Source organism: Geobacter psychrophilus, from assembly GCF_056821595.1.
This window is the reverse complement of record NZ_JBXDTU010000004.1, coordinates 719,323-746,128: the sequence shown is the minus strand read 5'-3', so window position 1 is coordinate 746,128 and position 26,806 is coordinate 719,323. Positions and strand designations below refer to the sequence as shown.

Annotated in this window: 25 protein-coding genes and 1 tRNA gene; 10 read left to right on the top strand and 16 right to left on the bottom strand. The window is 55.4% G+C overall.

What is annotated here, in order from left to right:
- Both ACOCF6_RS05665 and aroF read left to right on the top strand, forming a co-directional pair.
- Complete coding sequence (locus ACOCF6_RS05665) at positions 1-690, top strand: Crp/Fnr family transcriptional regulator (RefSeq protein WP_482459420.1); 690 nt, start codon at positions 1-3, stop codon at positions 688-690.
- Positions 691-701: 11 nt separating this feature from the next.
- On the top strand, positions 702-1,715 hold the full coding sequence (gene aroF, locus ACOCF6_RS05660; protein ID WP_482459419.1) for a 3-deoxy-7-phosphoheptulonate synthase: 1,014 nt from the start codon (positions 702-704) through the stop codon (positions 1,713-1,715).
- A 581-nt stretch (positions 1,716-2,296) separates the two neighbouring features.
- Here the strand turns inward: aroF and cobD are convergent.
- From cobD to ACOCF6_RS05635, 5 genes are all read right to left on the bottom strand, one after another.
- Entirely contained in the window at positions 2,297-3,373 is a 1,077-nt protein-coding gene (gene cobD, locus ACOCF6_RS05655; RefSeq protein WP_482459418.1) for a threonine-phosphate decarboxylase CobD, read from the bottom strand.
- Positions 3,357-4,325 (bottom strand): adenosylcobinamide-phosphate synthase CbiB, encoded by a 969-nt coding sequence (gene cbiB / locus ACOCF6_RS05650; protein ID WP_482463270.1) that lies wholly within the window; start codon positions 4,323-4,325, stop codon positions 3,357-3,359. Before cbiB ends, cobD begins: the two co-directional genes overlap by 17 nt.
- On the bottom strand, positions 4,325-6,664 hold the full coding sequence (locus tag ACOCF6_RS05645; RefSeq protein ID WP_482459417.1) for a cobyric acid synthase: 2,340 nt from the start codon (positions 6,662-6,664) through the stop codon (positions 4,325-4,327). Before ACOCF6_RS05645 ends, cbiB begins: the two co-directional genes overlap by 1 nt.
- A 146-nt stretch (positions 6,665-6,810) precedes the next feature.
- Positions 6,811-7,632 (bottom strand): lytic transglycosylase domain-containing protein, encoded by an 822-nt coding sequence (locus tag ACOCF6_RS05640; RefSeq protein WP_482459416.1) that lies wholly within the window; start codon positions 7,630-7,632, stop codon positions 6,811-6,813.
- A 7-nt stretch (positions 7,633-7,639) separates the two neighbouring features.
- On the bottom strand, positions 7,640-9,046 hold the full coding sequence (locus tag ACOCF6_RS05635) for a sigma 54-interacting transcriptional regulator (protein WP_482459415.1): 1,407 nt from the start codon (positions 9,044-9,046) through the stop codon (positions 7,640-7,642).
- Between the two features lie 308 nt (positions 9,047-9,354).
- Here ACOCF6_RS05635 and ACOCF6_RS05630 point away from each other — a divergent pair, with 308 nt between their 5' ends.
- The 5 genes from ACOCF6_RS05630 (at position 9,355) to ACOCF6_RS05610 (ending at position 14,744) form a co-directional block, all read left to right on the top strand.
- Positions 9,355-9,849 carry a chemotaxis protein CheW gene (locus ACOCF6_RS05630; protein WP_482459414.1) on the top strand — a complete coding sequence of 165 codons (495 nt, stop codon included), beginning with the start codon at positions 9,355-9,357 and terminating at the stop codon, positions 9,847-9,849.
- 144 nt (positions 9,850-9,993) lie between these two features.
- The gene (locus ACOCF6_RS05625) at positions 9,994-11,826 is read left to right on the top strand and encodes a chemotaxis protein CheA (protein WP_482459413.1); all 1,833 of its coding nucleotides are present in this window, start codon (positions 9,994-9,996) and stop codon (positions 11,824-11,826) included.
- Between the two features lie 64 nt (positions 11,827-11,890).
- Positions 11,891-12,718: a CheR family methyltransferase gene (locus ACOCF6_RS05620; RefSeq protein ID WP_482459412.1), complete on the top strand. Its 828-nt coding sequence runs from the start codon at positions 11,891-11,893 to the stop codon at positions 12,716-12,718.
- Between the two features lie 17 nt (positions 12,719-12,735).
- Entirely contained in the window at positions 12,736-13,644 is a 909-nt protein-coding gene (locus ACOCF6_RS05615) for an HDOD domain-containing protein (RefSeq protein WP_482459411.1), read from the top strand.
- Positions 13,644-14,744: a protein-glutamate methylesterase/protein-glutamine glutaminase gene (locus ACOCF6_RS05610; protein WP_482459410.1), complete on the top strand. Its 1,101-nt coding sequence runs from the start codon at positions 13,644-13,646 to the stop codon at positions 14,742-14,744. Before ACOCF6_RS05615 ends, ACOCF6_RS05610 begins: the two co-directional genes overlap by 1 nt.
- Before the next feature lie 60 nt (positions 14,745-14,804).
- Here ACOCF6_RS05610 and ACOCF6_RS05605 read toward each other — a convergent pair whose 3' ends face one another.
- The 5 genes from ACOCF6_RS05605 to ACOCF6_RS05585 all read right to left on the bottom strand — a co-directional run bounded on the left by ACOCF6_RS05605 (position 14,805) and on the right by ACOCF6_RS05585 (position 18,144).
- A complete protein-coding gene (locus ACOCF6_RS05605; RefSeq protein ID WP_482459409.1) occupies positions 14,805-15,035 on the bottom strand; it encodes a hypothetical protein in 231 nt (76 codons plus the stop codon).
- Positions 15,035-16,618, bottom strand: coding sequence for a peptide chain release factor 3 (locus tag ACOCF6_RS05600; RefSeq protein ID WP_482459408.1), 1,584 nt, complete (start codon positions 16,616-16,618; stop codon positions 15,035-15,037). Before ACOCF6_RS05600 ends, ACOCF6_RS05605 begins: the two co-directional genes overlap by 1 nt.
- Positions 16,619-16,700: 82 nt before the next feature.
- Positions 16,701-17,147 carry a DoxX family protein gene (locus ACOCF6_RS05595; protein ID WP_482459407.1) on the bottom strand — a complete coding sequence of 149 codons (447 nt, stop codon included), beginning with the start codon at positions 17,145-17,147 and terminating at the stop codon, positions 16,701-16,703.
- Positions 17,140-18,015: a GGDEF domain-containing protein gene (locus ACOCF6_RS05590; RefSeq protein WP_482459406.1), complete on the bottom strand. Its 876-nt coding sequence runs from the start codon at positions 18,013-18,015 to the stop codon at positions 17,140-17,142. Before ACOCF6_RS05590 ends, ACOCF6_RS05595 begins: the two co-directional genes overlap by 8 nt.
- 52 nt (positions 18,016-18,067) lie before the next feature.
- Positions 18,068-18,144, bottom strand: a tRNA-Arg gene (locus ACOCF6_RS05585).
- A gap of 186 nt (positions 18,145-18,330) precedes the next feature.
- Between ACOCF6_RS05585 and coaE the strand changes: the two genes are divergently transcribed.
- Both coaE and ACOCF6_RS05575 read left to right on the top strand, forming a co-directional pair.
- Positions 18,331-18,936 (top strand): dephospho-CoA kinase, encoded by a 606-nt coding sequence (gene coaE / locus ACOCF6_RS05580; protein ID WP_482463268.1) that lies wholly within the window; start codon positions 18,331-18,333, stop codon positions 18,934-18,936.
- A complete protein-coding gene (locus ACOCF6_RS05575; RefSeq protein ID WP_482459405.1) occupies positions 18,929-20,095 on the top strand; it encodes a THUMP domain-containing class I SAM-dependent RNA methyltransferase in 1,167 nt (388 codons plus the stop codon). The genes coaE and ACOCF6_RS05575 overlap by 8 nt, the downstream gene beginning before the upstream one ends.
- 7 nt (positions 20,096-20,102) lie before the next feature.
- Here ACOCF6_RS05575 and ACOCF6_RS05570 read toward each other — a convergent pair whose 3' ends face one another.
- The 6 genes from ACOCF6_RS05570 to hrcA form a co-directional block, all read right to left on the bottom strand.
- On the bottom strand, positions 20,103-20,384 hold the full coding sequence (locus ACOCF6_RS05570; RefSeq protein WP_482459404.1) for a cytochrome C: 282 nt from the start codon (positions 20,382-20,384) through the stop codon (positions 20,103-20,105).
- 57 nt (positions 20,385-20,441) lie between these two features.
- Positions 20,442-20,777 (bottom strand): hypothetical protein, encoded by a 336-nt coding sequence (locus ACOCF6_RS05565; protein ID WP_482459403.1) that lies wholly within the window; start codon positions 20,775-20,777, stop codon positions 20,442-20,444.
- Positions 20,778-20,889: 112 nt separating this feature from the next.
- Complete coding sequence (gene dnaJ / locus ACOCF6_RS05560) at positions 20,890-22,014, bottom strand: molecular chaperone DnaJ (RefSeq protein WP_482459402.1); 1,125 nt, start codon at positions 22,012-22,014, stop codon at positions 20,890-20,892.
- 81 nt (positions 22,015-22,095) lie between these two features.
- Entirely contained in the window at positions 22,096-24,012 is a 1,917-nt protein-coding gene (gene dnaK / locus ACOCF6_RS05555; protein ID WP_482459401.1) for a molecular chaperone DnaK, read from the bottom strand.
- 78 nt (positions 24,013-24,090) lie between these two features.
- On the bottom strand, positions 24,091-24,657 hold the full coding sequence (gene grpE / locus ACOCF6_RS05550; protein ID WP_482459400.1) for a nucleotide exchange factor GrpE: 567 nt from the start codon (positions 24,655-24,657) through the stop codon (positions 24,091-24,093).
- A gap of 49 nt (positions 24,658-24,706) precedes the next feature.
- Positions 24,707-25,738 (bottom strand): heat-inducible transcriptional repressor HrcA, encoded by a 1,032-nt coding sequence (gene hrcA / locus ACOCF6_RS05545; protein ID WP_482459399.1) that lies wholly within the window; start codon positions 25,736-25,738, stop codon positions 24,707-24,709.
- Positions 25,739-25,987: 249 nt separating this feature from the next.
- Between hrcA and murI the strand changes: the two genes are divergently transcribed.
- Positions 25,988-26,806, top strand: coding sequence for a glutamate racemase (murI, locus tag ACOCF6_RS05540; protein ID WP_482459398.1), 819 nt, complete (start codon positions 25,988-25,990; stop codon positions 26,804-26,806).

Sequence of the window (26,806 nt, the reverse complement as noted above, 5' to 3'; positions counted from 1 at the left end):
ATGGAACTGATCGAACTGCTTAAAAAATCCCTGCTGTTTTCCGGCATGAACGATGCCGACCTGGCCGAACTTGCCCAGATCACCGTGCGTCGCACGTTCAAAAAAGGCGAATCCCTGTTCGGTGAAGGTGATGAGGCGACCGGTTTTTACCTGCTGGTGTCCGGTTCAATCAAGCTGTGCCGGATTGCCCACGACGGCCGCGAAAAGGTGCTGCATTTTGTCCAGCCGCGCGAAACCTTTGCCGAGGCGGCCTTCTTTGGTGACGGCAAGTATCCGGCCGAAGCCCGGGGCATGGAATCGGGAGAGGTGCTGTATCTGCCCAAGCAGGGATTTCTGGAGTTGATGGGGAGGAACCCCGGTTTCGCACTTAACCTGGTGGTATCCCTGTCGCTCATGCTGCGGCGCTTTGCCCGTCAGATCGAAGAGCTCTCCTTTGCCGATGTGACCTCGCGGATGGCCTCGTTTCTGCTCAGGCGTGCCGATGAAAAATCGACCAGCTATGGCGGTATTACCTATGTGGATCTGGGTATCAAGAAGGGTGAACTGGCATCCCGCCTCGGCACGGCCAGTGAAACCGTTTCCCGCACCTTCAAGAAGCTCAAGGATGAGGGCATTATCGAGGTGCAGGGGAGCCGGGTGGTGATACACCAGATGGAAAAACTTCAGAAGCTGTGTGAACGGCACGAATAGGAGGTTGTACCTTGCTGATCGTAATGAACCACAATGCCACCCAGGCCGATGTGGATGCAATTTCAGAAGTTGTGAAGGAGATGGGCTTTCGAGCCGAACCGATCCCGGGGAGTGAGCGCACCGCCATCGGCGTGCTGGGCAATCATGGCTACGTGGACGACAGCAAGATCCTGGAGATGTCCGGTGTCCAGAGGGTAATCCATGTCTCCAAACCCTACAAGCTGGTTTCTCGCGATTTCCATCCCGACGCAACGATCGTGGATGTGGCCGGAGTCAAGGTCGGCCAGGGGTGTCGCCCGGTGGTTGTGGGTGGTCCCTGTGCTGTAGAGAGCGAGGAGCAGATTATCCAGACCGCGCTCTTTGTCAAGAAGTGTGGTGCCGACATGCTGCGGGGCGGGGCCTTCAAGCCGCGCACCGGCCCGCATACCTTTCAGGGCATGCGGGAAGAGGGTCTGAAGTTGCTGGCAAAGGCCGGCAGGGAGAGCGGACTGCCGGTTGTGACCGAGGTCATGAGTCCGGATAATGTCGGGCTGGTGGCCGAATATGCCGATCTGCTGCAGATCGGGGCGCGCAACATGCAGAACTTTGACCTGCTGCGCGAGGTCGGCCGGATCCGCAAACCGGTGCTGCTCAAGCGGGGCATGAGCGCCACGATTGAAGAGTTTCTGGCTGCGGCAGAATATATCCTGGCCGAAGGCAATGAGAACGTGATCCTCTGCGAACGGGGTATCCGCACCTATGAGACCGCTACCCGCAACACCCTGGATCTGGCGGTTGTGCCGCTGATCAAGGAGCTGTCGCACCTGCCGATCATGGTCGATCCGTCCCACGCCACCGGCAAGCGCAGCCTGGTCCCCCCCATGACCCTGGCCGCCATGGTGGCCGGCACCCACGGCGTACTGGTGGAGGTACACCCGAATCCGGAGAAGGCACTTTCCGATGGTCCCCAGTCGCTGACCTTCCCGGGTTTTGAGCAGCTGATGGGTGAGGTCAAGCGCTTGAATACCTATCTCGGGTTCAACTGATATCCGCTATACACCCGTCACCTGACCTGCCAACAATTATTCCCGTACATCACCTGCGCCGGACTGTTCCAATGACAGCCCGGCGCAGGTGTCTCTGTGGCGCCATTTCAAAAAACAGGGTGACATACCTCATTTGGGGCCCACCAGAAAAGTGTATACAAAACACTTGATCTTCTTCCGAGCGAAGCGTAATAATTATCCAACACGCTGTTCTCTCTACCCTGCTCGCTGGCTGCAACGCCCGGGCGGAATGCTATACAAAACGGAAGTCGCTCCCTGTTGCGGTGTGCTGCCCCATTACGCGGGAATTGCCTGAAGCAGCAAACTGACTTCCACAGTTAAGGAACTCGCCGGAGGCCCTTTATGCCTACGGCAGGGTGGAGAGAATGAAAAAAGAGGAGGCTCGTTATCGGGCCTCCTCTTTTTTGTCGTTATACCAATTCCATAGCAAGGCCCTATCTTCGTTGGCTCGTCTTCGGCTGCTCAACGTACTGCCATGTACGCCTCGCAGCCTCAATCCTCGCCGCCTTGATATCATCCTTGATCTGGAATTGGAAATTGATCCGGGTCGAACCATCCATCTATCTCAACACACCCTTCAAACCCCTCACCAGTCGTTCATTTTCTTCAGTCGTGCGCACGGCGATGCGGATAAACTGACTGGAAAGCCCCATAAAGGACGCGCAGTCCCGAACCAGGATCCGCTGCAGCATCAGTTTGTCCCTGATTTCCCACGATGGCGTTCCGTCAACCATCTGCAGCAACAGATAGTTAACGCTGGAAGGGAATACCTTGAGTTGCTTGAATTCCGACAACCGTTCAAAGAGGCTGCGGCGTTCCCGGCGGATGTATTCCAGCGTCTGGTGATTGTGATCGGTATCCTGCAGGGCCGCTACACCAGCTGCCAGTGCCAGCGTGTTGACACTCCAGGGGCCGCCCATGTCATCAAGCCGTTCTGCCAGGGTGCTGCTGGCAATGGCGTAACCCAGCCGCAAACCGGGTATGCCGAAAAACTTGGTCATGGAGCGCAGTACGATACCGTTATCGCCTTTGACCATGAAGCGCTTGGCGGAACTCTCCTCACAAAAGTCCATAAAGGCTTCGTCCAGCACCAGAAAGGTGCCGGATGCGATGCACAGGCTGTAGACCTGTTCAATGACCCTGAGCGGATAGAGCGTGCCGCCCGGATTTGCCGGATTGCAGAGGTAGAGGGCATCATATCCCTCGGCCAGTGTCTGCTCAAGCGCCTCCAGGTCAAGCGCAAAGTTGTATTCATGCTTGAGGATAAAATGCTTCGCTTCCCAGTGCTGCTGCCCGAGGGCGCGGACATACTCACTGAAGGATGGCGATACAATCAGGGCCCGCCTGCCTGGAAGCATGGCCGGCAGGTGGTAGATGAGTTCGGTTGAGCCGTTGGCCACGACAATATTTGCGGGTGATACGCCATGGTAATCGGCCAGGGCCTGCTTCAATTCCTTATGGCTGCTGTCCGGATAGTGAACCAGGCTGTCCATGGAGCAGATGATGGCTTTTCTGACCATCGCCGACAGCCCCAATGGATTGATACTGGCTGAAAAATCGGCGATATCACCTGGCGGGACACCAAGTCGTCGCGCTACATCGAAAACATTGCCGCCATGATCATAGGTGTGGGACATGGAAACCTTTCAGGGCAATGGCGCCGGCGATACAGACGGCTGCCATGAGCAGGGTTGAGATGTACATGAGTTTCAGCATACTGCGGTAAGCACGTTCGTCAAGGGGGGCCTGCGGGTCGCCGATAGTTTGCTTCCACGACTCCCTGCCACCGTAAAATGCCCTGCCGCCCAGTTGCACGCCCAGTGCTCCGGCGGCAGCCGCCTCGGGGTGGCCGCTGTTGGGGGAGGGATGATTCAACCGGTCACGAAGGGTTATCCTGAGAGCCCCTTGGGTGGAAAGACCGAATGGGGCTGCAGCCAGAATCATCAACAGGGCGGTCAGTCGGGCCGGGATGAAGTTGAGCAGGTCGTCCATGCGTGCCGATGCCCAGCCAAGCTGCAGGTAACGCTCATTTTTGTAGCCGACCATGGAGTCCAGGGTGCTGACGGCCTTGTAGGCCATGCCGGCCACGGGACCGCCCAGCGCCAGCCAGAAAAGCGGTGCGATAATGCCGTCGGAGGTGTTCTCTGCCACGGTTTCCACCAGTGCCCGCCAGATTTCGCCTTCTTCAAGATTAGCGGTATCCCGCCCGACAATATATGAGAGCGTGCGCCGCGCCTCTTCCAGATTGCCGGCAGCCAGCGCATCTGCCACCAGGGCGGACTCGCTGTGCAGCGAACGGGCAGCCAGGCAGGTGTAGGAGATAACAGCAGCGGCCAGGAAACCTGCCAGGGGATGCAGTGAGGAACTGATCCGGATCAGCAGCCAGGCGGCCAGAGCAGAGCAGCCAGCGGTCAGCAGCAGTAATAACACCCCGGCACCCCGTTCATTGCGGAACCATTCTCGAAGCAGCACCTCAAGCTTGGATATCAGACGACCGATGAGTACCACCGGATGAGGCAGCCAGCGCGGGTCACCCAGCGCCAGATCAAGTGTTATCGCCAGGGCAAGAACGGCCGGATCGGCAGGGATCACTGTCCCAATCCGCAGATTTGGAGGAGTCGGGGGATGTCGAGGTGTTGTTCGAGATGTTCTGCCAACTGGTCAAAAGGATCCTGTTCCGGCATTTTGCGGCTGCCGTGACGTTGCGGCATCCCTTTTTCATGGCGGATACGATTGAGATAGATTTCCTTGAACCGCGGATTGTCGAAGATGCCATGCAGGTAGGTTCCGAAGACTCTGCCGTCGTTCGACACGGTGCCGTCCTCAATGGTGACCGAGGTCTCGCCGCGCCGGAAGATGCGGGCGAACGGCCGCGCTAAACCCAGAAGCGTCGTTTTACCCATGTGGATTTCATAGCCTGACATGACGCCGTTGCACTCCGGGGCAATTGCCTGGCCGGCCTCCTCCAGGTATGCCAGCGCCTGGTGTGTTTCCTTTTCCAGCAGTATTTCCGTTTCCACCGGGAGCAATTCCAGGCCGGTTGCTTCTTTGATGGCAGATTCAATACCACTGGGGTCGAAAATGCGTTGCCCAAGCATCTGATAACCGCCGCAGATACCGATGATATGCCCCTTGAAGCCCTTGATCCCGTCGTAGATGCCCCGTTCCATCAGGAAATACATATCGGCGATGGTGGATTTGCTGCCGGGCAGTATCAGAATGTCCAGGGCCTCCAGCTGTTCAGGCATCTCAACGTAGCTGAGGGTCACGTCGGGCTCGGACTGGAGCGCGTCAAAGTCGGTAAAATTGGAAATGCGCGGCAGCTTGAGGATGCCGATGTGTATGCGCTTCTGGCCGGAAAGGAGGCTGATGACCTTGGAACGGCAGCCAAGCGCCACGCTGTCTTCAGCCGGCAGCGAAAGATCGGGCAGCCAGGGCAGCACTCCCAGCAGCGGGATGCCGGTTTTTTTCTGGATGAATTCGAGCCCTGACGAAAGGATGCTGGCATCCCCTCGGAACTTGTTGATGATGATCCCCTTGATATAGCTGCGCTCCAGTGGCTCCAGCAGCTCAATGGTGCCAACGATCTGGGCGAATACGCCGCCGCGGTCGATATCGGCCACTAAAATGACGGGACAGCGGGCCATGATGGCAATTTTCAGGTTGGCAATGTCATTGTGGCGGAGGTTGATCTCGGAGATACTGCCGGCACCCTCGATGACGATAAACTCATAGGCCTGACGCAACCGCTCAAAACATTCCCAGGCTTTTTCCAGTGCTATCGGCTTATAGGCGTCGTATTCAGAGACGTTCATGTTGCCGACCGGACGCCCCTGGACGATTACCTGGCTGCCGATATCGGAATTCGGCTTGAGCAGGACCGGGTTCATATCGGTATGCGGGTTGATGTCGCAGGCCTGCGCCTGGACCGCCTGTGCCCGGCCGATCTCGCCCCCCTCGGGGGTGACGAAGGAGTTGAGCGACATGTTCTGGGATTTGAAGGGGGCCACCGTGATCCCCTTGTTGTGCAGCAACCGGCATATGCCCGACGTTATAACTGATTTGCCGACATCCGAGGCGGTGCCACAGAACATGATCGCTCCGGCCTGCGGGAGCGGTTCTGACGGCGCCAGCATTTCGACCGGCTTGATACCGTTCTTGTTGATCTTGCCGGCATAGCCGCGAGGGGTGACCATGCGTCCCTGGCGGTCCACAAATGTGCTGGCATTGCCGATGATGACAATGGTGGACATGTCGATCTCGTGTTCCAACATCGAGCCGAGGGTTGTAACGGTAACCTGTTCCCCCTCCCGGCAGGCGTTACGTACGATACCGACCGGGGTCTCCGATGATCGGGACGAAAGGATGATCGTCCGGGCATCTGCAATCTGGGTCACGCGGGTTTTGCTGCGGGGGTTGAAGATGACGATGACGAAGTCGGCCCGGGCGGCAGCCTCAAGTCGGGAGGTGATCAGATTCCAGGGGGTCAGCAGATCGGAGAGCGAGATGACGGAGAAGTCGTGCATCAGGGGTGCGCCCAGTGTCGAGGCCGCCGCCTGAATGGCAGAGATGCCGGGGATGACGCAGATCTCCGGGGTTGAAGCGGTCTCGTTTGCTCCGGACTGCTGACTATCGATTTCGATCAGTTCGAACACCAGGCCGGCCATGCCGTAGATACCGGCATCACCGCCTGATACCAGGGCCACGGTTTCACCGCTGGTGGCCAGCTGGATGGCGACCCGACAGCGATCAATCTCCTGCATCATGCCGGTGGAGACGATCTGTTTCCCTGCAACCAGAGGCTGGATCAGGTCGATATAATTGTTGTAGCCGATGATGGTCGATGAAGCGGCGATCGCTTCCCGGGCTGCTTCTGTCAGGTGCTGGATGCCGCCGGGACCGGTGCCGACTATGTACAGTTTTGCCATGTGCCACCTAGTGCGTGCGATTTCAGGAACATCCGTCCCGGTGGTGCCCGGACGGGGCAAAATAATACACGCTCATCCGGGGAGTTGCAAGGCGTAAATATTTGCTGTGCGGGGATGGTTGGGGTGTGAGGGGGGGCGGACGGGTGTCAGGCGATGTAGGAATTGTAGAGCTGTTTGACGCGTACCAGATACTCCCGTGTTTCGCGAGGCAGCTGATCAGGTTTTTTGTCTACATTGCCAGGGCCCCAGTTGTAGGCCGCCAGAGCTGAATCCAGGTTGCCGTTGTAGCGCTTGAGGAGGTCGCGCAGGAATCTGGTGCCGGCCATGACGTTCTGTTCCGGATCAAATGAATCAGTAACTCCCAGTGAACGTGCGGTACCCGGCATCAGCTGCATCAATCCCTGTGCGCCGGCATGGGAGACTGCGTTGGGATTGAATCCGCTTTCGGCCTTGACGACCGCCTTGATAAGTCCCGCATCAACCCCGTAGCGGTTCGATGCCCGTGCGATAATGTCTTCGAGCCACTGAGGACCCCCAGTCTGAATGCCTGTTGTGTACGGTTTGCCGGAACTGACAGGTGCTGCTTCGGCCAGTTCGTGCAGTTGCGTTTGCCCTGCCGGCGGGATAGCGGGGTGTACATCGGACGCTGGCTGATTCGAGGCATACGCCCTGGCAAGTGTCTGGAATTGGGGCGATTGACGATCAAACAGCTGTGGTGTCTGCTCAACGGAGCTGTCGCCCAGCGACAGGGTGGCATGGAGCATCTGGAGGCTGAGGGTTTCAGCCAGGGCCTGGGCCTTGAGAACGGCAGGGACGGGAGTCTGGTCTGCTGTTCCCAGGGCGCGATCCAGGCGTTCTGAAAAAATGCCATCCGGCGGTTTTACCTCAGGTTTCGCAGCTGCGGGATTGGCGCCTTTTGCCAGCAGTGACGAGAGTAAAGACAGGTTGTCTCTGATGTTCATGGTCATGCCAGGGTTACTCCTCGCCGTAGGCCAGGTTCTTCTTTTTAAGTTTCTCTATGAGCGTCGTTCGTTTCAGGTTGAGCAGCATAGCGGCCTCTTTCTTGTTTCCGCCGGTGCGGGCCAGCGCCTGCAGGATCAGGCGGTTTTCAAACGCATCCACCATGGAGTTGAGGCAGACACCGCCTTCGGGCAATTCCTCGGGCAGACTTTCCGGCATGGGCAACTCCGGAACCTGCACCTGGGTATGTCCGGAAAGGTATTTTTCCGGCAGGTCATCCGGGGTGATGAAGCCGGTGTCCTTGAGAATTACAAGCCGCTCCACCAGGTTTTCAAGCTCCCGAACGTTACCGGGCCACTCATAGTTGCAGAGGATGCCTAGTGTCTCCCGCGAAAATCCTTTGACGGCATGGCGCTTGTCACTGTTGAAGCGTGTCAGAAAATTATGAATCAGAAGCGGTATGTCATCACGGCGTTCCCTGAGGGGCGGAATCGTGATCGGAATAACGGAAAGCCGGTAATACAGGTCTTCACGGAAATCCTTGTTGGCAACCAGTTCCTCCAGGTTTTTGTTGGTGGCTGCAATAATACGGACATCCACCTTCTGTGAGCGTGTCGAACCGACCGGTTCAAACTCCCTGTTTTGAAGTACCCGCAGCAGTTTGACCTGCAGGTTGGCTTTCATGTCGCCGATTTCGTCCAGAAACAGAGTGCCTTTGTCCGCCATTTCGAAGCGTCCGGCCCGGTTGGCATAGGCGCCGGTGAATGAACCCTTGACGTGGCCGAAAAGCTCGCTTTCCAGGAGATCATCCGGTATGGCTGCGCAGTTGACCGGGACAAAGTTTCTGCTGTTTCTGCCGCTCAACTGATGTATGGCTCGTGCTGCAAGTTCCTTGCCGGTTCCGGATTCTCCCTGCACCAGAATGGTCGCGGTGGATTCTGCCACCTTCTCAATCATTTCAAACAGCGACTGCATCGGCCTGCTCCTGCCGATGATGGTGGAGCAGAGTCCGTGGGGGTGTCGGGCTGCGTCTTCATCGCTGTCGTGCATCTTCAGTGACTGGTATTCCATGGCCCTCATGACCAGGCTTTCAAGTTCATCCAGGTTGAGCGGTTTCGGCAGGAAAAAAATACTCTCCTCGCTGGCCATGGGCAATAATTTGTCATTTTGCCGGCCATAACCGATCAGTACCAGTAACGGGTTTATTTTTCTGGCATGCACGACAAAATCGGGGAAAATTGTCTGCAGCAGATGCAGGTCTGCGATGACGATACCGACGTGATTGTCCCGGATAGTGTCAAAAAAGGAGACATTGTGTTCAGCTGTGACGATGTCGTAGCCCTGGTAAGTCAAAAAGGCAGATACGAGATCGCAGGTTTTTCGGTCGTTATCGATTATGCATATTGAGCTGGTTGGTGACATGATCGCCCGTGAATTCAAACGGAAATAGGAATTCTGTTCATACTGTCCAGCTATAGTAGCGCTAGATCTGGTTAATGTCAAGAAAATGACTTTTGGGGGATGTTGTATTGTGTTGATATGTTTTTCTGACGCGCTATGGTATTAAAAGCTAAATTAATTACAACAAATAAATATGATCCGCTTGATAAAAGCGGTATTGCATGGTAAATTTATCAACATTTTCAATGGCGTTATTAGATTTGTGACGCTGCAGCAAAAGCAGGCGAACGTACGACTAATTAATGTATTTGTCAGAGGAGACATAATTCATGAGTAATGCACTGGTTCCTGTCAAGTCGGATGAATCGCACGGAGAGTTGATTCAGTTGGTCAGTTTCAATCTCGACAAGGAGGAATATGGCGTCGAAGTGCTGAAGGTTCGTGAAATTATCCGCATGCCGGTTGTGACCCGCGTTCCCAATACTCCTCACTACGTAGAGGGTGTAATCAATCTGCGCGGCAAGGTTATACCGATCATCTCCATGCGCAAAAAATTTGGTCTCATGGATACGGAGAGTGATAAACAGACCCGCATCATTGTCATGGAGGTCGATGGCGAGTTGAAGGGATTCATAGTTGATGCCGTATCCGAGGTTATTCGGATCTCTAGCAGTGAAATACAGCCGTCTCCTGCCGTTGTGGCCAGCGGCATAGACCAGGAATGTATCGCCGGGGTGATCAATCAGGCCGAACGCTTACTGGTGCTCCTCGACCTGGAAAAAATGTTCTCCCGTGATGAGAAAAGCGCATTCGGTTCGCTGTAATGAGTTGGAAATCATTTTGTGATACGTATTGTTACCCTGTTGTATCGGGGCGGGCAGAAATGATTTCAATAACGAACAATCCGGTTTATCAAGGGTAGACAGGAGCTGTATTGGTAGTATCCACGTACGTACAAGGAGAGTTGCATGCCGCCCATTGATTGCGAAGACCAGGAACTGCTGGAAGGTTTTCTAGCCGAGACGACCGAGCTGCTTGAAAAGCTGGATGATGACCTTGTAGCGCTGGAAAAGTCGTCGGATGATGCCGACCTGCTTAACCGGATATTCAGGTCCATCCATACCGTCAAGGGTGCATCAAGTTTCCTGGGGTTTGATCTGCTGGTCAAGGTGACCCACAAAACCGAGGATGTCCTCAATCGTCTCCGCAAGGGTGAACTGCAGGTTACGCCCGAGTTCATGGATATAATCCTTGAGGCGACCGATCTCGTCAAATTGCTGGTGAGCGACATCAAGGCGGGCGAAATCCAGGAGCGTGAGATTGAGGGTACGATTGCCAAGTTGTTGCCGCTGCTCTCCGAAACGCCACCGGCACAGGCTGTGCCGGCAACACCAGGCCCAGCTGCTGAAACGGCCGCTGCCGTGACGCCGCCAACAGACCCGGTTGTTACTCCGCTTGTCCCCCCAGTCGAAGAAACAGCACCTCCCGTACCTCCGAAACAGGAGGTCGCTCCTGCGACGCCCCAGAAAACAGCTGGAGACATGGTGGCCAAGAAGGTCCCGACGCCGCCCAAGCCGGTCGAGGGCAAGGGAGAGGATCTTTCCGACAACACGACCGTGCGGGTCGATGTCAAGCGCCTGGATGACCTGATGAATCAGGTGGGTGAGTTGGTGCTGGAGCGTAACCGTATGATCCAGATCAACCAGGATCTTCAGCAGGGTGAACCGGATCGCCTTGATTTCAACGAGGAATTCGGCAAGCTTACCAAGCGGATGAGCTTTGTTACATCGGAACTGCAGATGCAGGTTCTGAAGATGCGGATGCTTCCGGTGGACAAGGTCTTCAAAAAATTCCCCCGTATTGTACGCAGCATGGCCCGTGACCTGGGCAAAGAAGTTGATCTGCAGATTTTTGGTGAAGAAACGGAGCTGGACCGTTCAGTCGTCGATGAGATCGGCGACCCGCTGATCCACCTGATCCGCAACGCCATGGATCATGGCCTGGAGACGCCCGATGAGCGCAGCGCTGCCGGGAAGTCGCGTGTTGGAACACTCGTGCTGGCTGCGGTGCACGAAGGCAACCAGATTATCATCAGTATCAAAGATGACGGCAATGGTATTGATACCGACAGGGTCGGGCGCAAGGCCGTTGAAAAAGGGCTGGTCACGGAAGAACAATTGGCTGCCATGAGTCAGCGCGAACTGTTCGACCTGATCTTTCTGCCCGGATTTTCCACCAAGGACAAGGCTTCCGACTTGTCCGGCCGCGGTGTCGGCATGGATGTGGTTAAAACCAACATCAAGAAGCTGAACGGCCTGATCGAGATCAAGAGCGAAAAGGGAAAAGGCTCCGAATTCATTCTGCGCCTGCCGCTGACACTTGCCATTATCCAGTCGCTGCTGGTTGATGTTGAGGGCGAGGTCTACTCCATTCCGCTCTCTTCAGTGCTTGAGTCATTACGGGTCGATCAGCGTCAGTTTCATCTGATCGGGAACAGGGAAATTCTCAAGCTGCGTGACATGGTTCTGCCGCTTATCCGGCTGGAGAGCATCTTCGGGGTTGAAAGGCGAAGCGAACATAATGATTTCTGCTATGTGGTCGTTGTCGGGACTGCCGAAAAACGGATGGGTCTGGTCGTATCCCGTCTGGTTGGACAGCAGGAGGTTGCCATAAAATCACTGGGTAAGTACCTTGCCAATATCCCCGGAATCGCCGGTTCCACCATCCTTGGTGATGGTCGGGTCGCCCTGATCATCGATCCGGTCGGACTGGTTGATGGTGGTGATGGCAGCGGTCGTTAATGCACTGATGCAGGGCTAGGATCGAGAATTAAATTCTACACAGTTACATCGAAGGGAACCAATCGTGGCCATATCAGATAAAGATTTCGAACTGCTCAGGGATTTTATCTACAATATCTGTGGGATGTATTTCCATACGACCAAAAAATATTTCCTCGAGAGCCGTTTGGCACGCAGAATGGAAACTACCGGTGTCAAGACACATCAGGAATACTACCAGCTTCTCAAATCCCCGCGTGGTACCGAGGAACTGAAATTCCTGATGGATGAGATCACTACCAATGAAACCTATTTCTTCAGGAATGTGCCACAGCTGAATGCGCTGGAAAACAAGCTCCTGCCTGAAATTGTCGAGATCAAGAACAAGATGGGCTTCCGCAAACTGCGCATCTGGAGCGCCGCCTCATCCTCGGGTGAGGAGGCCTACACCATGGCCATGATCCTGCTGGAAAAGCGGGCTACCATCCTCAAGGACTGGATCATTGAAATCGTCGGTACCGACATCAACGAGACCGTTGTAGCCCAGGCCAAGGAGGGGGTCTACAATGCCTATTCGGTCCGGAACATCCCTGAGGCTTACAAGAGGAAGTACATCAAGGAGGATAACGGGAAATTCATTCTTTCCCCGGATGTAAAGAAATTCGTTACCTTTAACAAGCTCAATCTGTACGATGACAACAAAATGATCTTTATGAAGACCTTTGATATCATTTTTTGCGCAAACGTACTGATCTATTTTGATACCGCTTCAAAATCCAAAGTTGTTCAGCATTTCTACAACAACCTGCAGCCGTATGGTTATTTTTTTGTCGGCCAGTCAGAGTCCCTGCACGGGGTCAATGACAAGTTTAAAACCGTCCATTTTCCGGGCGGCTTCACCTACAAAAAATAATCTGAAAGGTTTACCACATGGACAAGAATGCAATGTTGGAAAAAGCGCGGCTGATAGTTGAGAATATCGATGACCTGCCTACCATCCCGGTCGTTGCGACGCAGGTATTGCAGCTCCTTGACCAGCCGGACGTTCAGATCGAAGAGGTTGCTGATCTGATGCTTTCCGACCAGGTCATGACCGCGCGGGTAATGAAGATGATCAATTCGCCGGTCTACAAACCAGAACATGAAATTACCTCGCTCAAGCGGGCACTGGTCTACCTTGGCTTGCGGCATATCCGCGAGGTTGCCCTGACAACATCCTTTATCAGCGCCTTCGATGAGAACAAGGGTGCCATGGAGATCGGGGTGTTCTGGGAGCATTCCTTCGGTGTCGGCATGGTATCGAAAATCATCGCCAAAAAAGTCGGATATCCTGATCTGGAGAAGGCCTATATAGCCGGCATCATCCACAACCTGGGAGAGGTACTGCTGAGTAATTTCATGCGGGATGAGTTTCAGGCCGTTCTGGACCACATCAAGGATAAGCCGATCAAGCTGGTGGATGCCGAAATCGAGCAGCTGGGCACCAGCCATTGTGAGATCGGTTTCTGCATGGCCAAAAAGTGGAACTTCCCCGAGGCATACTGTGAAGTGATTGCCCTTCATCATACCCCGTCTGAGGCGATCATCGATCCTGTACTGTGTGCCATCGTGAATCTGTCGGATCTGTTCTGCAGCGTCAGGGAACTCAATTATGGCGGACGGGAATGGGTCAGTTTCAATCTCTTCGAGGAAGAAGCCTGGCAGATCCTCAAAAAACAATCCCCTCAGTTTGCGGAAATGGATGTAGAACGTTTCTGTTATGAACTGGATGATGCCATTCCGGATGTCAAGGCGTTGGTGGAATCTATCTTCAATTCCAAGGAATCAACGGAGTCCTGATGCTAATGTCTCAGACCGGCAAAACCCGTGTGCTGATTGTTGACGATTCATCATTCATGCGCATGGCAATCCGCAGTATTCTTTCCAAAGAGCCGGGCATTGATATCGTTGGAACAGCTGTTGACGGCATGGAAGGTGTCGAAAAGGCCATTGCGTTAAAACCTGATATTATTACCATGGACATTGAGATGCCCCGCATGGATGGCATTACTGCCTTGCGCCAGATAATGGCCAAGGCTCCCACCAGGGTCATCATGGTTTCGACGCTGACCAACGAGGGGGCCAAGTCGACCTTTGAAGCCCTTGATGCCGGGGCTATCGATTATATACCCAAGAACGTCACCGATTCTTCCGATGCCCAGAACATCTTCAGGGAAGAGTTGCTGCGCAAGGTCAAAGATGCGCTCAGATCCCGTTTCGGTCGTGTGTCTCCCCTTTCCCCCCTTGCAACAGGTGCAGCTCCAAGCCGGCCTGCTGCGCCTGCTGTTGTAACGACGCGGCTCTCGACCAAGCTTAGCGGCAAAAAGATCAACTACGTCGGAATCGGTGCCTCCACGGGTGGTCCGGTGGCGCTGCAAGAGGTCCTTTCCCGCATCCCGGTCAATTTCCCTTATGGCATAATTGTCGGTATCCATATGCCCAAAGCGTTTACCGGTCCGTATGCCGACCGTCTCAATGCAAAATGTTCCATGGCCATCCGTGAGGCTGTGGATGGAGATGTTCTCAAACCGGGGTTGGCCTTGATAGCCCCGGGCGGCATGCACACCACCCTGGTGCGTCAGGGCGGGCAGCTGGTGGTCAAAACAGTGCCGACCAGCAGCCATCCCCAGTATGTCTACATACCTTCGGTTGATTTGATGCTGACCAGTATGGCTGAAGCCACCAATGGATCAATGCTGGGGGTCATACTGACCGGCATGGGCAACGACGGTTTCAAAGGGATGCAGCTGTTAAAGCAGAAGGGTGGGGTAACGATTGTTCAGGATGAAGCAACCTCGACTATTTACGGCATGCCCAAGGCCTGCGTGGAAGGCGGGGTGGCCGATGAGGTTCTGCCGCTGGGGCAGATCGGTTTTGAAATATCGAAATTCATGGGGTAGGGTTGTTCTGAATTTCATCGGGAAAAAACAGGGGGTGGCCAACGTGGTCACCCCCTGTTTTTATCTGTGGGCATGTACAACCAGACCCTTGTCGGAGGTTGTTACCGTGCAGTTCGAATACCCCAGGCGCTTAAGCCTTCGCAGGATGAAAAATGAAGCGAACGGATAGACACCGGGCAGGATCAGCGGGAAGTGGCTGGTCGGCAGGAAGCAGACCGCCCGCCAGGTCGCAGTGAGGGAGTATTTTTCCGGTTTTCTCCCGGCACTCCTGTTGTGAGCAGTGGTTGCCATCAGCTGTGTTCGCTGGTCTCGTGGAATTCCAGACTCTTCCATTGTTCCATGGTGTTGTCGAGCCGCCACTGGCTTCCGGCCATATAGGTGAGCTTGCCTTCGCCGTCTATATAGACATGCATGGCCTCCTTCTTCTCAAACTCCTCGATCTGTTTCTTTTCGCCGGTAACCCAGCGGGCGGTGACATAGCTGACCGGTTCGAAGGCCACCTTGACGCTGTATTCGTGCTCAAGTCGATGCATGACCACTTCGAACTGCAGCAGGCCCACGGCGCCGATAACCCAATCAGCACCCATCAATGGCTTGAAGACCTGCGTGGCACCCTCTTCGGCCAGCTGAACCAGCCCCTTTTCGAGGGCCTTGGATTTCATGGGATTGAGCAGGCGCACCTTGCGAAAATGCTCAGGCGCAAAGCTGGGGATGCCGGTAAATTTCAATTCCTCACCCTGGGTGAAGGTATCACCGATCTTGATGGTGCCGTGGTTGTGGATGCCGATGATGTCTCCGGGCCAGGCCTCTTCGACATTAGTGCGGTCCTGGGCCATGAAGATGGTGGCGTTGGCGATCTGAACCTCCCGCCCCAGACGCACGTGGCGAACCTTCATGCCGCGTGTGAATTTGCCGGAACAGATGCGGAAGAAGGCAATCCGGTCGCGGTGGGAGGGATCCATGTTTGCCTGAATCTTGAAGGTGAAACCGCTGAACGGCTCCTCATAGGGTGAAACCGCCCTGGTCGTTGTTTCGCGCGGCAGTGGCGGCGGAGCATGCTCCACGAAGGCATCCAGAAGCTGCTGGACACCGAAGGTGTTGATGGCGCTGCCGAAGAAGACCGGCGTCTGTTTTCCGGCCAGATAGGCCTCTTTGTCGAAAGGATGAGCGGCACCCTCCAACAGTTCGACGTCATGGCGCAGTTCATCGACCTGACTGCCCAGCAGGCCATCCAGGCGGGGGTCGTCCAGTCCGGTGATGGTGATGATGTCGCCCGTGCCGTTAGCCGCCTCGGCGTCAAAAAAAATCAGCTCTTTAGTGTAGAGGTGATAGGTGCCGCGAAAGCGCTTCCCCATCCCTACCGGCCAGGTCATGGGCGCGGTCTGCATCTTGAGGTTCTTCTCGATGTCATCCAGCAGGTCGAACGGATCCTGGCCTTCGCGGTCCAGTTTGTTCATAAAGGTCATGATCGGTGTATGACGCAGTCGGCAAACTTCCAGCAGCTTGCGGGTCTGGCTCTCAACCCCTTTAACGGAATCGATCACCATCAGAACCGAGTCAACGGCGGTCAGAACCCGGTAGGTGTCCTCGGAGAAATCATTGTGCCCGGGTGTGTCCAGCAGGTTTATCTCGCACTCTTCATAGCTGAATTTCATGACCGAGGAGGTCACCGAGATGCCGCGCTGCTTCTCCAGTTCCATCCAGTCAGAGGTGGCATGACGTGCCGATTTGCGGGCGCGGACCTCTCCGGCCTGCTGGATGGCGCCACCGAACAGCAGTAGTTTCTCGGTGATGGTCGTCTTGCCGGCGTCAGGGTGGCTGATAATGGCAAAGGTGCGCCGCTTCTCGACTTCCTGCTGGTTGTGCTTGTCCACAATGATAACTCCTTTTATGCAATCGAAAGGCGGGCTGAAGCCCGCCTTGGATTTATATTAAATACGTGAAGACGATGGGCGGTTATGTTCTGAACACCAGTCGGTCCAGGCACCAGCGGCCGCCACCGGCGATCATCAGGTAGAGTGCTATCCCCAGGAGTGCAAGATCGTACTCGAAGCCATGGCCCCGCCCCGGGGTACAGCCCATATTCAGAAAAAAACCGTTGGCCCAGTGGATCTTATAGATGGCGACCAGCATGACCGTCGAGATGCCGGCTGCAGACAGGCGTGTCAAAAAGCCGGTCAGGACGCCGAATCCACCACCGAATTCAGCAATGATCGCCAGCAGGGTGAAGATGGCGGGAATGCCAAGATCCCGTTCAAAGGTGGCGAATGTTGCTGTCAGTCCCCTGCCGCCAAACAGACCTAGTAGTTTTTGCGAGCCATGGGCCATAAAGATAAGCCCCAGCGGTATCCGCAGCATCAGCGGGGCAAACAGGTCGGTCGCATCAAAACTCCCTTTAGCCATTGATCTCCTCCGGTGCCTCGATATGCAGCAGTCTGTTTTTGCCGCTGCGTTTGACGTCGTACATGAGTATGTCTGCCCTGCAAATGACTTCGTCCACGGTCGCCGGCGCTTTCAGGTAGGTAACGGCACCGATGCTGAAGGTGACCGGCCAGTTTCGGGACGTCATTGCTTGTTGAAGATGATGGTGGATCTTGGTCAGAAATGACACGGCTGCCTCACTGCCTGTATCGGGCAGCAGCAGCACAAATTCATCGCCACCGAAGCGGGCCAGTATGTCGGTACTTCTGATGTTGTCTGCAACGGTTGTGACGACCTCAATCAACAAATCATCGCCCACGTGATGACCCAAGTTATCATTGATATCCTTGAAATTATCCAGGTCGATATAGGCAACGGTAAACGGCTGACTGTAACGCCGCCACCAGTTGATCTCATACTCGGTCAGTTCAAAGAACGAACGGCGATTGAGCGCCCCGGTCAGCGGGTCGGTACTTGCCCTGGCTTTTTCGGCATCCAGATTTTTACGCAGGGCAGAAAAGAGCAGGCTCATGAGCAGCAGAAACAGGAACTCGATGAATATATTCCAATAGTGGAGTTCCGAGTTGTTGTAGGAGAAAGAGCCGGGCGAATTATCGGCAATGAATCGTGTTATAAATGCCAGAAGGCAGAATAACACGCCGCTGGTTCGAGTGACGAACCAGGCCATCAAGGAAACCGGGATAACGTAAAATATGATCAGCGAATAGTCGCCGGTCACACGGTCGAGCCATCCAAGCAGAATAAGCAGTATCAGGCTTATGCTGAAGACCGCAGCCGGGCTCCGTGAGGAGAATGTATCTATGATCGCCTTGTGGATGCGTAAAAGCATGGGGGTTTCCTGAGGCGGGCCGGTAAAAGGAACGGTCATTCCAGGTAAAAAATGGCGGGCGATGCGGGATTCGAACCCGCGACCCCAGGCTTCGGAGGCCTGTACTCTATCCAACTGAGCTAACCGCCCGCACAGAACGGCCGCGCATGGCTATGCGGCGAATGAATATGATTACACTACTTGGCCCGTCAACTCAAGTCAAAAATCTGTTGTTTTGCCGGTTCCTCTGCTAAGATGGCTTGCCTGAGGAGGGCTGAACATGGATTTTCTGCTTGAACGCGAAATGGCGTTGAAATTGACATGAGACCTGCCGGTATCCGTATTATTGGCCTGACGGGAGGCATTGCAACCGGTAAAAGCAGTGTTGCCCGGTTTTTTCAGGATCGGGGAGCAATCGTGATCGATGCCGATCAACTTGCCCGCTGTGCCGTTGAACCGGGCAGCCGTGGACTGGAGCGTGTGGTTGAGCTGTTCGGCAATGATGTCCTGACTCCCGATGGGCAGCTTGATCGTAAGCATCTGGCGACACTGGTATTTTCAGACCCGGGCAAACGCATCCTGTTGGAAGGGATTCTACACCCGGAAATCAAGCAGCTGGCAGAGACCCGGATTGCGCAGGCAACAGAGAGTGGCCAGAGGATCGTGTTTTATATGGCTCCGCTTCTGATCGAAGCCGGTGTCACTGACCGGGTGGACGAGGTCTGGGTTGTGACGGTGCGACCCGAAGTGCAGCTGGAGCGTCTGATGCGCCGTGACGGCATTGATCGCAGCGAGGCCATGCGGGTGATTGCCAGCCAGATGCCACTGGCTGAGAAGGAACAGTATGGCAGAATCGTGATTGACAATAGTGGAACGCCGCAAGAAACCGCCAGCCAGCTGGCCAAAATATGGGCACGAGAAATTGAGGAAAATCATGAGTGAGCGTATCGATAGCAGGCAGGTTCCCCAGTCCGATATTCCCCGGGACTGTTTTGCGGCAGTTCCACGGGGCGCTGAAGAGATTGCCGCCGCTGAACTTGAGGCATTGGGACTTCAGCGTATACGGGTCGGCAAGGGAGGGGTGTCGTTTGTTGCCGACCGGGCCGGATTGTACCGGTCCAACCTGTGGCTGAGAACCGCCAGTCGGGTGCTGGTCCAGCTGACGGTATTTCCCTGCGCGAGCCCGGCTGATCTGTACAATGGGGTGCATGCCATTGACTGGACAATGTTGATTACCCCTGCCATGACCCTGGCGGTGGATTGCAGTCTGAGGGATTCTGCCCTGACCCATTCCGGTTTTGTGGCGCTGAAAACCAAGGATGCCATCGTTGATCGCATCCGTGAGGCGTGCGGCAGTCGCCCGAATGTAGATACCGCCTCACCCGATGTCCGTATCAATGTTCATCTGCACAAGAATGTCTGTACCGTCAGTCTGGACAGTTCCGGAGATCCGCTGGATCGTCGCGGTTACCGGCTGGAGCGCAACGAGGCGCCACTGCGTGAAACCCTGGCTGCAGCAGTCGTAGCCCTGACCGGCTGGAATGGATCCATTCCCCTGGCCGACCCCATGTGCGGCTCAGGTACCATACCGATTGAAGCCGCCCTGGTTGCGGGACGGGTGGCGCCGGGGCTGCAGCGTTCATTCGGATTTCAGCGCTGGCTGGATTTTGATGGGCAACTCTGGCAGCAGCTGCTTTCTGATGCAGACACAGGCATCCGCAAGCTTCCGGTCGGGCTGATAACCGGCTACGATCTGGACAGCCGGGCTCTGGCGTGTGCCTCCCGTAATGCTGCCAAGGCCGGTTTCGAAGGGCAGCTTCATTTTTTCCACGCTGCCCTGGATGCCTTTCAGCCGGAGGGTGATACGGGGGTGGTGATCATTAACCCCCCCTATGGCAAGCGTTTGGGGGATGAAGAGCAGTTGCGGGAACTGTATTGCCAGATCGGCGATGTCATGAAAAAACGCTGTCGGGGATGGACCGGATACGTGTTGACCGGTAATCTGGAACTGGCCAAGTATATCGGGCTGAAGGCTTCACGGCGTATTGTGCTCTTTAACGGGGCGATCGAGTGCCGTTTGCTGAAATATGAATTGTATTAATCGGCCGTCAGCGCTTGATTTTATGGCAGAACAGGCAGCGCATGGGCTGCCCCCCCGGTTTGGCGGGATGGTCTTTGGGGAAGGTGATTTTCACGCCATCGTGGCAGGTTTCACAGAGCGGATCGACCTCCTTTTTGGTCTTGCCCTCTTTGATCATGTCGTGGAATTTCTGGTGGTCGGCATTCAGCGGCACCAGTTTGGTCTTCTCTTTGCCAGAAATGGCAAGAAAAATCCCCAATACTACGGCTATAATGGCAACAAAGTACCAGTCACGCTTTTGAAATTTCATAGTTCATCATCTCTTTTCGTTTATATTTCGTAAACGCACTATCTCTGCTTATCAGGGCTAGGATTTTATCATGGAGAAATAGATGATGACGCCGCCGATGGCAACTCCGAAGCCGATGAAAGGGCCAATAGAGGAAAGCGTCAGTTCCTGGCCGGCCGGGGGCATGGCGTAGCGCATGAACACAATCATGGCGATCAGGAAAAACAGTGTCAGCAAGACCGGGGTGGATCTTTTCAGAATACCGAAAAACAGGACCCCGACAATAATGATCAGCACGACCGGGTTGGTAAAGATCTGGGCAAGCGTCAGGGACTGCATGGTTGCCATCAGGTTGGATGTTTCAAACGGCCGCAGGGTCTCGGTAGTCTTTTCAATCAGCTGCTGTTTATCCATTGACGGACTCCACTCCTGATACGAAATCAACGCGGGAAATAATAAATCATATCAGTGGTATCATCAAGGAAAATGAAGGGGCCGCGCATTTCTGTCGGCCCCTGTCTGCTCTTTAACTTAAAAAATCCATAACCTTATCCAGAAAACCCTTTTTCATGGGGTGGATGTTCTCACCACTGATCCGGGCGAATTCTTCCAGTAGGTCTTTCTGCTTTTTGTTGAGATTGGAAGGGGTTTCCACGCGGATAACAACCATCTGGTCTCCGCGGCCATAACCCTGCAGAGAAGGAATCCCCTTGCCCTTGAGTCGGTAGACCTTTCCGGACTGGGTGCCTTCGGGAATCTTCATGGCAACCTTGCCATCCAGGGTCGGCACCTCCATCTCGCAGCCCAGAGAGGCCTGAATGAAGCTGATCGGAATCTCGCAGATGACATTGGTATCTTCACGCTGAAATATCGGGTGCTCCCGGACGCTGATGGCGATGTAGAGGTCGCCGTTGGGGCCGCCCTTGCCCTGGCCGCCCTCACCGGTCATCTTCAGGCGCGATCCGGTTTCAACCCCGCCCGGCACCTTGACCGAGAGGGTTTTGGTGTCTTTGGTGCTCCCTTTTCCGCGGCAATCAGGACAGGGATCATCCACCACCTTCCCTTCGCCGTTGCATTGGCCGCAGGTTTTGCTGACACTGAAAAATCCCTGCTGATAGCGTACCTGTCCGGCACCGCGACAGGTAGGGCAGACTTTGGGGTCTGTTCCCGGTTTTGAGCCGGAGCCGTTACAGGTGCCGCAACGCTTGGCAAAGGGCACGTCGATTTTCTTTTCTGCACCAAAGGCGGCCTCTTCGAAGCTTATCTCGAGATTATAGAGCAGGTCGTCGCCACGCCGCCCCTGGCTGCGGCCGCGTGCCCCCCCGCCGCCACCGAAGATGTCTCCGAAGATATCTCCGAAAATGTCGCCAAATGGGGTACCCGCCCCGAAACCGCCGCTGGAGAACCCGCCCCCGCCAGAGAGGCCGGCATGGCCGAACTGGTCATACTGGGCACGTTTCTGTGGGTCGGAAAGGACTTCATAGGCCTCGGTGACCTCTTTAAACGTATCCTCAGCGGCCTTGTTGCCCGGATTCTTGTCCGGGTGATGCTGGACTGCCTGCTTTCGGAAGGCCTTTTTTATCTCCGCCTCGGATGCATTGCGATGAACTTCCAGTATTTCGTAATAATCTCGTTTTTCGCCGTTAGCCACAGTGATTCCTCTGAATACGGCAAAAGGCAAAGGGGGAACCCTTCGCCTTCAGCCGTGAGTTTTTACGTCAGGTTGGTATGCCTATTTCTTCTCGTCCTTGACCTCTTCAAAGTCGGCATCCACAACGTTTTCATCCTTGTGGGCATCCTTCTTGGGTTGTTCACCGGCAGCGCCTTCGGCGTGCTCAGCCGGCTGCTCCTTGGCGTACATGGCTTCGGCCAGTTTGTGGGCCGACTGGGCCAGTTCGTCGGTAGCCTTTTTGATGGCCTCGGCGTCCTCACCTTCCATGACCTTTTTCAGTTCGGTGATCTTGTTCTCGATGTTTCCCTTTTCAACGGCATCGATCTTGTCGCCGAACTCCTTGAGGGACTTCTCCGTGCTGTAGACCATGCTATCGGCGTGGTTGCGGGCCTCGATGGTCTCACGCTTTTTCTTGTCTTCGTCGGCATGTGCCTCGGCGTCACGCACCATCTTGTCGATCTCTTCCTTGGAAAGACCCGATGAAGCGGTGATGCGGATGGATTGCTCCTTGCCGGTACCGAGATCCTTGGCGGAAACATGCACGATGCCGTTGGCATCGATGTCGAAGGTTACCTCGATCTGGGGCACGCCGCGCGGTGCCGGTGGAATGCCGGCCAGTTCGAAATTGCCGAGCGTCTTGTTGCTGTTAGCCATCTCACGCTCACCCTGCAGGACGTGGATCGATACGGCCGGCTGATTGTCAGCGGCAGTGGAGAAGGTCTGGCTCTTGCGGCAGGGGATGGTGGTGTTCTTTTCGATCAGCTTGGTCATGACGCTGCCCAGTGTTTCGATGCCCAGTGAAAGCGGCGTGACATCCAGCAGCAGCACATCTTTGACGTCGCCCCTGAGTACGCCGCCCTGGATGCCGGCGCCGATCGCGACGACCTCATCCGGGTTGACCCCTTTATTGGCTGCCTTGCCGAAGATGTCTTCGACCTTTTTCTGTACTGACGGCATACGGGTCATGCCGCCGACCAGGATGACTTCGTCGATCTCACTGGCCGACAGACCGGCGTCCTTGAGGGCTGTACGGCATGGCCCTTCCAGTTTTGCCAGCAGGGGGGCGCAGATTGATTCCAGTTTGGCGCGGGAAAGCTTCATGGTCAGGTGCTTGGGACCGGTTGAATCTGCAGTGATGAAGGGCAGGTTGATGTCGGTCTCCATGGAGGTCGACAGCTCGCACTTGGCCTTCTCAGCGGCCTCTTTGAGGCGCTGCAGCGCCATCTTGTCGCCGCGCAGATCAATGCCCTGGTCCTTTTTGAACTCGTCGGCGATCCAGTCGATCACCAGCTGGTCGAAGTCCTCGCCACCCAGGAATGTATCGCCATTGGTGGATTTGACCTCGAAGACGCCGTCGCCCAGTTCCAGAATGGAGACGTCGAATGTCCCGCCACCCAGGTCGAATACGGCGATCTTTTCATCCTTTTTCTTGTCCAGGCCGTAGGCCAGAGCGGCAGCCGTCGGCTCGTTGATGATGCGCAGCACGTTCAGCCCGGCGATCTTGCCGGCATCCTTGGTTGCCTGGCGCTGGGAGTCATCGAAGTAGGCCGGCACCGTGATGACCGCATCGGTGACGGTTTCGCCCAGATAGTCCTCGGCGGTCTTCTTCATTTTCTGCAGAATCATGGCCGAGATTTCAGGGGCTGAATAGCGCTTGTCGCGCACCTCTACCCAGGCGTCGCCGTTGTCGGCCTTAACGATCTTGAAGGGTGAAATGGCGATGTCCTTCTTGACCGCCTCTGTATCGAACTTGCGGCCGATCAGCCGCTTGATGGCATACAGTGTGTTCTCAGGGTTGGTGACAGCCTGGCGCTTGGCCTGCTGTCCTACCAGACGTTCGCCGCTGTCAGAGATGGCCACCATCGAAGGGGTCGTGCGGCTGCCTTCGGAGTTGGCGATAACGACCGGTTCACCGCCTTCCATGATTGAGACGCAGGAGTTGGTGGTGCCAAGGTCGATTCCGATTACTTTACTCATGATGCGTATCCTCCCTTTCAAATCTTCTTAACTTCAAACTAGTCATCATTATTTTAAAAAACAAGGTGTCACAGAAAATTATTTTGCCGGAGTTGCCACGGTTACCATGGCCGGGCGCAACAGCCGCTCTTTCAGGAGGTAGCCTTTCTGGAATTCCTCTACGACCGTGTTGGGCGGTTGTTCATCGGTTGGCACCTGGGCCATGGCCTGGTGAAAGGCGGGATCGAACGTGGTGCCGACGGATTCGAGCGGGGTAACGCCGAACTTTTTCAGGGCCGTAACCAGCATGACGTGGGTCATGCGGATGCCCTCCACAACTGCCGATTGACCATCCTCGGTGGCATGGGCCAGTGCCCGCTCCAGGTTGTCCACGATCGGCAGGATTTCCTCTATCAGCGATTTGTTGCCATAGTTGAGCAACTCCTCTTTCTCACGATTGGCCCGTTTGCGGTAATTCTCCAGGTCGGCCCGTTCGCGGACAAAGCGGTCCCAGTTGTCGCGGACTTCGATCTCTTTGGCTGCAAGCTGCTCACGCAGCTGGATGATATGCTCTTCAGGGGTGGCCGGCTCAACAGGTGCAGCTGCTTCAGCGGTGTCAGGCCCGGTTTGGGCTGGTTTGGTTTCGTGGGTGTCATGTTTTTTCATATAACGTGTGTCCTTTGCGGTAGAGACTATACAGTTAAGTATGTCTTTGTCAGGTGTTGTTCAGCAGCCTGCTTACCAGGCGGGCGGTGTAGTCAACGATGGGGATGACGTTGGAATAGCCCATCCGTGTTGGCCCGATAACGCCCAAAAGTCCGATGGTGTTGTTGCCGGTGGTGAAGCGGGAGGTGATCAGGCTCATCCCGGCTGAGTGGCTGACGGGTGTTTCGGATCCGATATAGATCTGAACCCCGTCGGCGGTCATGCAGCGACCCAGCAGCTGGAGCATCTGGCTTTTCTGCTCGAAGGCCTGGAAAATCTCCTTCATGCGGGATACGTCACTGAATTCAGGCTGGTCGAGGATCCGGGCCTGCCCCTCGACGAAAATCTCGTCCCCGCCGACAGTTACCGCCTGTTCGCTGATCCGCAATGCCTGCGACATCATACTGTCGTACTGGGTCTTTTCGTTCTTCATCTCTGCCAGGATGCGTTCACGGGTCTGGAATATCGTCAGCCCCTGCATGAGTTCATTCAGGTAGTTACCCATCCTGACAAGGTCATTTTCCGGTATGTCGTCAACCGTTTCAACCAGCCGATTCTGGACGAGGCCATTGGTGGAGACCAGGATCGCCAGCACCCTGTGGGCGCCAATGCGGATGAACTCGATGTGCCGGAAAATGTCGGAGGTAAAGCTGGGCGCCACGACGATCCCCATATAATTGGAGAGCGATGACAGGGCACGGCTGGTCTCTTTGAGTATCTCCGGCAACCCGGCTCCGGATTGGCGGCAGTGCCGGATGATCTGCTTTTTCTCTTCACGGGTTACCTGGCGCAGACCTACCAGCGAGTCGACATACAAACGATAGGCCTTCTCCGTAGGAATCCTGCCGGCCGAGGTGTGGGGAGAGGTCAGCAGCCCCAGATCTTCCAGGTTGGCCATGACGTTCCTGACCGTTGCCGATGAAAGGGTCAGGGCGTGACGGCGCGCCACTGCACTGCTGCCGACCGGTTCGGCGGTTGCAATGTAGTCCTCGACGATGGCCTCGAGTATCTGTCTGCTTCGTGCTGAAAGTTCAACATCCATGGCCAGACCTCAAAAAAATAGCACTCATTGCCGAAGAGTGCTAATTCTTGTAACAAGGTAATCAGCGCTCCAGAGTTTGTCAAGGATAATTCAGCACATTTCATGGCTTCGGCAGCGGGGTGAATGTCCGTCCAAAGGGCTTGCTTCCATGGTGAAAAAAAGTATATAGTTCCAATTTACTCAAAGTTGCATTCATAGTCGATCGGAAGCGTACTATTCTGCGTTTGATCATGGGAAGGAGCATCTGCTGTGTCATGGCAGGCTGTTGGCATATTTGATTCCGGAGTTGGCGGGCTTACCGTCCTGCGAGAAATTATCAGAACCCTGCCCCAGGAAGATACCATCTATTTTGGTGATACGGCCCGTGTGCCCTACGGTACCAAGTCACCCGAGACTGTCACGCGCTATGCTCGGGAAATTACCTCGTTTCTGATCCGAAGGGATATAAAGCTGCTGGTGGTGGCCTGCAATACCGCATCGGCGGTCGCGCTTCCCACCCTTAAACGTCTGTTTTCGATTCCGGTGGTCGGGGTGATAGAGCCGGGAGCCAGGCGGGCGGTGGAGGTGTCCCGCAGCGGCCGCATCGGCGTCATCGGTACGGCCGGCACCATCCGGAGCAGTGCCTATACACGTGCCATCAAACGCCTCAATCCGGCTGCCGAGGTACTGACCAAGGCCTGCCCGCTGTTTGTTCCGCTGGCCGAAGAAGGCTGGACCGAGAATCAGGTGGCGCGCCTCACGGCACTGACCTATCTGCAGGAGCTTAAAGATGCGGGGGTTGATACGCTGGTACTGGGCTGCACCCATTACCCCCTGCTCAAGCCGCTCATAGCCGATGTTATGGGTGCAGGTGTTACGCTGGTGGATTCGGCCGCCGAGACCGCCCGGACTGTGGCCGAGATTCTTGCCGGAAAAAATTGCATGCGTCCGGATACCGAAACCGGCAATCACCATTATTATGTCAGTGATATTCCTGCCGGTTTTATCCGTGTCGGCAACCGTTTCCTTGGCGAGCGTCTGGGGGATGTCTACCAGGTGAACCTGGAAGAAGACGGGGAGGAGAGTTGA